A 7334-nucleotide genomic window follows, 5' to 3' on the forward strand; every position below is an offset into this window, starting at 1 on the left:
TGACGCCGGCCTGCGCATGCGCAATACCCTCAAGCAGGCCATTGCTGAAACACAGGGCGCACTCAATGCGGCCAGTCAGCGGCTGGCGCCATGTCTGTCACCTGGCATTCAGAAGGCCGTGCGGCATCTGAACAGCGCCACGCAGTTTCTTTACAACGGCGTGCACCTGATCGAGCTGGAAGTGAAGATGAAGCTGGGCGAGTACTACGCCTTGCAGAGCGCCCACCTCCGAGAGTTGCAGCACAAGGCCAACGCGTCGATCGCCGAGGCACGGGACCGGATGCGCCGCAATATCGATGACTTCGAGTTTGGTTCGATGAAGGCCATGCGCAAGGTGCGGCCGATCATCCAGCACGGGCTGATGAGCCTGGCCGTGCTCGACCCGCGGTTCACCAATTCGATGATCAGCGTAACGGTGTGGGTCGAAGGCAAGGCGGAAGAGGTGCATGGGCGGTTGTTCCAGGAAGCCAACATGGGCGTAACGCAGGCGAGCAGCGCGGCGCAGCTTGCCCTGGTGGATATCTCGGTGGCAGCGGGGACGTTGGAAACAAATGCACGCAAGGTATTGCAAGGTTTGCGGATCACTTCTCAACAGGCGACGCAGTTGGTACGGACCAGCTTTAACGGATTGCGGGGGGTGGTGGGTAGCTGGGAGTTGTTGCTGGCGATGGGAGGACTTTATTTGCAAAGTGATAGTTTGAATAGGAACCAGGCGAAAGCTGAAGCGGAAGTCGGGCCCAAAGCCACGGAAGCCATGATGGCCTTGAATGGCGTACGCATAGGCATCTTGGGCGGAAGCATTGAAGCACTTGGGTTGGTTGTAATTTCTGGAGCTTCAGAAATCCAGCGTATGCGAACGCTGTCTTTTGCTGCTGAACATAAAATTACAAACTTGGTAAAAATCGGACGTGTGGTAGCTAGAATCGGAGCGATCATCAATGCAGGAGCTGGCGTTTTTGACGCATTACAAGCCATAAGCGCTGTAGGCCGTTCAGCAAAAAATGGTGATGATCGCACATCGAGACTCTATAAATACGCAGGTCTTCTATTTGGCATTGGTGTAGTTTCTTCGGTTGCTGCAGTTTTCAAACCCTTATTGCTAGGGGTGTTAGGCATAGCACTGGTGTCAGGCCTGGGTGCATATGCATTAAGCAAGTGGGCCGAGGAGAACGAGTCGTCACCGCTCGACCGTTGGGTTAGACGGTGTTACTTTGGGAAGGCTAACGAGGTACCGGTTGTCCACTGGAACGTCCCTGAATATGCGGATCTAGCCTTAGCAGAGCTCAATGCTGCTGTATTAGGTATCACTGCAAACGTTAAATTCGAAGCTGACATTTCAGGCGTTCTATCTAACACCACGGTGGGTAGCACACTGGGCCTAACTATCCAGCAACGTGTAAGTTATTTAATTACCCTTCCTCACTTCAACGAGAAAAGCTCAGCGCTTCAGTGGGAACTGCAGGCTCACCGCCAAGGTGATGGCCTGTTCCCCGACTACGCCAAAGGCCAAGTCATTATAGGTAGCGCATCAAATCTGCCCACGACCACTAAGAAGGAAATGATAAGCCGTTCGAATGAGCAATACAACCCACTCAAACATCCGGATTACGAAACCAGCAGTATTGAGCAGAATGAAACTGATCGCGTAGTCGCTACAACTGCTGGAAACGTGAGTATCAGGCAATGTTTTGGAGGATTCGATCTGACTCCATACATTGACAATCCCACTATTATTGCCGTGACGCTATCCTTGATATTTTGGCCTGATCGAAATATGCCTGACGTATATGCTCAGGTAGTTTCCACAGAACTGAATGCATGAAAGGAGAAAGAGATATGCTGCCTAGCCGAGGGGTTGGCTGGAAATATGATCTTCCTCCAAATGATACTGCACCCACGCAGCGCGAGGTGTCTTTGGCATCCAATTTAAAGATCAATCGGGCCGGGCATATATTCATCGAATTTTCCCGATCGTCGGTCAGCGCGCGGGGGATATCTTTTTTTGGAGGCTTGATTATTTTAATTTATACAATGATTTTTATCTTACCCGACATCTTCACTTCCCTTCTCCATGACTGGCAATCGGGAATTGAAGTTACAACCATAGGCATCATGATTGTAACTCTTTCAACCTGGGCCTTTTTTCCATTGTTTCGTATGGACCTACGACTTCCTCGCGATGAACCCATACGCTTCAATAGAGCACGTCAAAAAGTCTATTTTTACGAGTACAGATTTGATCGTCTATACCCCTTCGGCAGCAAGGGTTGGGGGGTAAAACCTGTGGCCTATGACTGGGCCGACCTAACTGCCGAGGTTTACAGGGTATACGCCCCAATGGGCTACGGCGGCCTCATTGAAAATGTAATGATATCGGTTCGTAAAACAGGCACCGAGGAAGTCATCGACCGCCTGTTCCTGTGTGACGACATAGAGCAAGGCAAGCAGTATTGGGCACTGGCACGTTTGTACATGCAAAGTGGCTATGACGCTCTTCCTGACTCTCTACGCCCTTTTCAGGGTCAGAAGGTTGGCAATGGTCTGAACCCTATGCAATACCTCGCCCCCAAAGTCCGATGGCCAGCGAAAATCGACTTGGAGTCTCGCAGCCCACCGACAACAGATGAAGTCGTCTAAAACCTTAGCGCGAGGTGCTGAGGGCCCGGTAAGCACCCTGACTGCAAACCAGACACGGCGCTGGATTGTTCAGGGCAAGCCCGATTCAACAGTTTGATTCGTCGAAATTAGCATTAGGGAAGCCAACGAATGAAGATCAAGCCCAGGATCCTTTCGGAGCGAGCTCTGTGTTGGAGTCATGATCTGCCTGGTGTCAGTTCGGATGAAGTTCCGCGTTTAAGCTTTGAAGATATAGATCCGCCACCAAACTACTGTGATGATGTGTTTCTGGAGCTTCCCCGATCTACTGTCAGTTTGCGTGGTGTCACAGTGCTGATAGGGGGACCAATTCTGATTTTTTCTGTGGGTGCATTAATCTACATGCACTGGAGGTTTTTTGGTATCTACTGGTCGAATAATTGGGGCATTGACATCCTCTCATCGTTAGCGATCTTGATTGGCATGTGGGCTACTGCGACATATGTAAAAATGGACCTATTGCTCCCACGGGACGAACCCATTCGCTTCAATCGCCTACGGCGCAAAATCTATCTCTATCAATTCAGATTCCACTACATCTTTCTGTTCGGTCGTAAACACTGGGGCGTCAAACCGGTCGCCTACAACTGGGACGACGTAACCGCCGAAGTCTACCGAGTCTACGCCCCTGGCCACGGTGGCCTGATCGAAAACGTCATGCTGTCGGTTCGCAACCCGGAAACCAACGAAGTCATCGACCGCGTCTTCTTCACCCACGACCTGTACCACGGCGAAGCCTACTGGGCTATCGCCCGGCTGTTCATGCAGCAAGGCCCCGAAGCCCTGCCGAAGTTCGTGCATCCACCACGTGACTGGAACGATGACGATGGCCTGAGCCATATGCATTGCCTGGCGCCCAAGGTTCATTGGCCGGAGGATATTGACCGTGAGTCCCGTACTGCCCCATCTGACTGAGAGGGTCGATGCGCCGGGGCCTAGACGGTAAGGATCACCATACCTTTCAAGGCAGCTGCAGTACCTGTGGGAGCGGGCATGCCCGCGAACACCGGCGTAGCCGGTGCCAGCCACCGCGTCTGATTCTTCGCGGCCAAGCCCGCTCCCACAGTTTGGTTCAACGCCTCAAGCGTTGGCCGACACATGACGTGGCGCACGCACACCCCACAACCAGTAACCCAGGGATAGCAGCACCAACCAGCCAACCCCGACATACATGGCTGTGCGGCTGGCCGGGAACCAACCGAGCACGCCAAAAATGAAGACCATGAAAGCAATCGCGCAAGCTGGCCCTACCGGCCACAGCGGCACACGATAATCCAGTGCAGCCGCCTCCTCCTTGCTCATGCCGCGCCGCATGGCCACTTGAGAAAGCAGGATCATCAACCAGACCCAGACAATGGAGAATGTGACCACCGCCGCAAGAACCAGGAACAAGTCTTCCGGCACCAGGTAGTTCAATACCACGCCCAGAAGCAGCGCGACGCCCATCACCGCAACCGTCATCCACGGCACACCGAAACGCGACAACGATGCAAAACCGGCTGGTGCCTGGCCGTCCTGAGCCATTCCGTACATCATCCGCCCAGCGCTGAAGATATCGCTATTGATCGCCGAAACAGCAGCTGAAATCACCACGATGTTCAACACGGTAGCCGCTGAACTGATGCCAAGACCACTGAAGATCTGCACGAACGGGCTACCGTGGCTGCCAATGCTGGTCCAAGGGTAAATGGCCATGAGTACGAACAGGGTAAGAATGTAGAACAGCAGGATGCGCAGAGGCACCGAGTTGATAGCCTTGGGCAGCACGCGCTTCGGGTCCCTTGCCTCGCCTGCGGTGATGCCGATCATTTCGACCCCGCCAAAGGCGAACATCACGACAGTGAACGAAGCGATCATCCCACTGACGCCATTAGGGAAGAACCCGCCGTGGCTCCAAAGATTCGAGACTCCGGCAACCGTGCCTGCATCGTCATTCAACTGGATACCCAGCAGCAGCACAGCCGCGCCTGCCACAATCATGGCAACGATCGCGGTCACCTTCAGCAACGACAGCCAGAACTCCATTTCCCCGAACACTTTCACGCTGCACAGGTTCAGCGCCCCGATAAAGAACACTATCCCAAGCACCCAGATCCAGGCAGGTGTTTCAGGGAACCACAGCCCCATGTAAACGCCAAAGGCCGTCACGTCTGCCAGGCAAACCACCAACATCGAGAACGCGTAGCTCCAACCTGTCAGAAAGCCAAAGTAGCGCCCCAGATACTGGCTGGCATAGTTCCCGAACGAGCCTGACACCGGGTTATGAACCGCCATTTCGCCAAGGGCGCGCATCATCATGTAAATGGCTGCGCCACCTATCAGATAGGCCAGCAAAACCGAAGGCCCTGCCAACTTTATTGCCGATGCCGAGCCATAGAACAGCCCAGTACCGATAGCAGAACCTAACGCCATGAAACGAATATGCCGGGTAGAGAGACCCCGCTTCAACTGGTGTGAAGATTGAGCGCTCATAGATACCTTCTTGGTTTTATTATCAGGTCCGCACAACGCTAATGCCGTGCGGTTTTATCAGGCACGCAGCATTCCAATCATCAAGCCCTTGGCCACAGCACCGGAAACAGTTCGTGGTTCATTTGGGCACCGCTGGCGAGTTGCGTTTCGAGGCCGGGAAACTGTGGCGAGGTTTTCCACTGGCGCGGTGCGTGAGTAATGTCATCGCCCAGGAAACGTACCGAGAAGGCACGACGCCGACGATTGCCCCCGACACCGCCCGAGGCGTGCAAGGTGAGCATGTGGAAGAACACGGCGTCGCCTGGGGAGAGCTCCCAGCCGAGGATGTTCCAGGCGCTGCGATCGGCCTCGATATCCGGCAAGTCCGCAAGGCTGCCTTCCGGGAACCATTGCGCCTGGCTGTCGAGGAAGCTGCGCGGCATCAGCCATGGCCCAAGGTGCGAGCCCCCTACGAATTCAAGGGTGGATTCTCTCGATACCGGATCGACTGGCATCCACATGCTGCAGTTCTGCCGCCCGTCGATGTTGTAGTACGGCTGGTCCTGATGCCAGGGCGTTCGCTGGCGCGTGTTTGGCTCCTTGACCAGCAGGTGATCGTGATAAAGCCGTGCTGTCTCACTGTTCATGAGTTGCGCTGCAACACTACCTACCCTGCTTTCGAAGATGAACTGGCGATAGGCCGAAATATCCCCCCAATTACAGAAGTCTTCGAAGAACCAACCCGGGTCGTCAGGGCGGCTCGCCACTTTAGCGCGATCGCTTGGGGCTTTCAGGTTCTGTTCGATGCCGGTTTCGAGCAGTGCAACTTCTTCCGGCGTGAACAAATTACGTACGCAGACGGCACCATCACGCTGGAAAGCCTCGATGGTTTCGTCACTCAGTTGAAATTCGGCGGACTGTTTCATAAGCACCCTTTGGTCTTTTTATTGGGCAACAGCACCACTGCCAGTTTTCAAGCGGAATAAGCAGGGTGCACCGCGAGTATTGCTTTTCAGCCATAATAGGAAAAGAATATATTTCCTAATCCCGAGTATAGGAAAAGATGATAGGGTTCTCGTTCAGGCAGCTCGAGTACTTCGTCGCCGTGGCCGAACACGGCAGCATCAGCGCTGCGGCGAGGGCCCGGCACGTTTCACAGCCATCGGTTTCGGTAGCGATCGCCCAGCTTGAAGAGGCGCTGAACGAGCGCCTTTTCCGGCGCCAGGTGAGCCGCGGGCTGGAGCTGACGTCAGCGGGCACGCGTTTACTGGCCCAGGCACGCGATATCATCGGCATGGCCATTGCCATGAATCAGAACGCGGATACCACGCGCGGCTCGCTTCGCGGCAACCTGTCGCTCATCTGCTTTCAAGACCTGGGCCCCTATTACGCGCCGCGGCTGCTATCGAGTTTTCGCAAGCAGTATCCCGATGTCGAGGTAACGCTTTTCGAGACTGACCTGGCAGGCGTACACCGCCACTTGAGCGCCGGTAAAGCCGAGCTCGCGCTGACTTATGACATTGGCCTTGATCCCTTGCTGCCGCGCCAGGTACTGGCTGAGTTGAAGCCCTACGCACTGATCGCCACTGACCACCGCCTGGCCCACCTGGCCGAGATACCACTGCATGAGCTGGCGCAAGAGTGTTTGATTCTTGAGGACATCGCACAAACGCGTGAGTATTTTCTTTCACTGTTTTGGGCGCATAACCTGCAACCGCGCACTCAGCAATACACCCAGACCTTCGAGATGCAACGGGGCCTCGTCGCGCATGGCTACGGGGTTGCCCTGTCATGCACCCGGCCCGCCGGGGACCACTGCTATGACGGTACACCGCTGCTATGCCGGCCATTACTGGAAGAGGTATCACCGCAAAAAGTGGTGCTGGCCCAATCAGGCGCCATGCACCCATCGCCGGTGGCGGAGGCGTTCAAGGGCTGGGTTGCTCGGGAGATAGCTGGTGGGGGGGCCTGAGTTCGTTCACTCAAGAAAGCTCCACTGTAGGAGCGGGCATGCCCGCGAACACCGGCACAGCCGGTGCCATACACCGCGTCGCATTCTTCGCGGGTAAACCCGCTCCCACAGGATGGACTGCCCCCGAAAAGTTGGACAGTTTTAGCCAGTGGCCTGAGTCCTGTAGCTGACAGGGCTCAGGCCATTGAGTTTCAGCCTGATGCGGTCATGGTTGTAGTAATGGATGTACTCCTCCAGGCCCGCCTTCAGCTGTTCG

At 55.0% G+C, this 7334-nt stretch carries 7 protein-coding genes; 4 read left to right on the plus strand and 3 right to left on the minus strand.

From position 1 onward, the window contains the following. From CAG22_RS26745 to CAG22_RS28880, 3 genes are all read left to right on the plus strand, one after another. Positions 1 to 1822 (plus strand): T6SS effector BTH_I2691 family protein (locus CAG22_RS26745; protein ID WP_305880245.1); only part of this gene is annotated, 1822 nt, incomplete at its 5' end. Continuing rightward, the gene (locus CAG22_RS26750) at positions 1819 to 2637 is read left to right on the plus strand and encodes a DUF6708 domain-containing protein (RefSeq protein ID WP_256582460.1); all 819 of its coding nucleotides are present in this window, start codon (positions 1819 to 1821) and stop codon (positions 2635 to 2637) included. The genes CAG22_RS26745 and CAG22_RS26750, both read left to right, overlap by 4 nt. A 129-nt stretch (positions 2638 to 2766) precedes the next feature. Beyond that, a complete protein-coding gene (locus CAG22_RS28880) occupies positions 2767 to 3570 on the plus strand; it encodes a DUF6708 domain-containing protein (RefSeq protein ID WP_256582461.1) in 804 nt (267 codons plus the stop codon). 165 nt (positions 3571 to 3735) lie between these two features. Here CAG22_RS28880 and CAG22_RS26760 read toward each other — a convergent pair whose 3' ends face one another. Both CAG22_RS26760 and CAG22_RS26765 read right to left on the minus strand, forming a co-directional pair. Beyond that, on the minus strand, positions 3736 to 5127 hold the full coding sequence (locus CAG22_RS26760) for an amino acid permease (RefSeq protein ID WP_085706520.1): 1392 nt from the start codon (positions 5125 to 5127) through the stop codon (positions 3736 to 3738). 80 nt (positions 5128 to 5207) lie between these two features. Beyond that, positions 5208 to 6032 (minus strand): phytanoyl-CoA dioxygenase family protein, encoded by an 825-nt coding sequence (locus CAG22_RS26765; RefSeq protein ID WP_085706521.1) that lies wholly within the window; start codon positions 6030 to 6032, stop codon positions 5208 to 5210. Between the two features lie 137 nt (positions 6033 to 6169). On the opposite strand from CAG22_RS26765, the gene CAG22_RS26770 reads away from it, so the two are divergent. Next, entirely contained in the window at positions 6170 to 7078 is a 909-nt protein-coding gene (locus CAG22_RS26770; protein ID WP_085663231.1) for a LysR family transcriptional regulator, read from the plus strand. Between the two features lie 141 nt (positions 7079 to 7219). On the opposite strand, the gene CAG22_RS26775 is transcribed toward CAG22_RS26770, so the two are convergent. Beyond that, the coding region (locus CAG22_RS26775) for an IS3 family transposase (RefSeq protein WP_139833478.1) at positions 7220 to 7334 on the minus strand (115 nt) is incomplete at its 5' end.

The sequence above is a fragment of the Pseudomonas sp. B8(2017) genome (genome assembly GCF_002113575.1).
In the GTDB taxonomy this organism is placed as follows: Bacteria; Pseudomonadota; Gammaproteobacteria; order Pseudomonadales; family Pseudomonadaceae; genus Aquipseudomonas; species Aquipseudomonas putida_Z.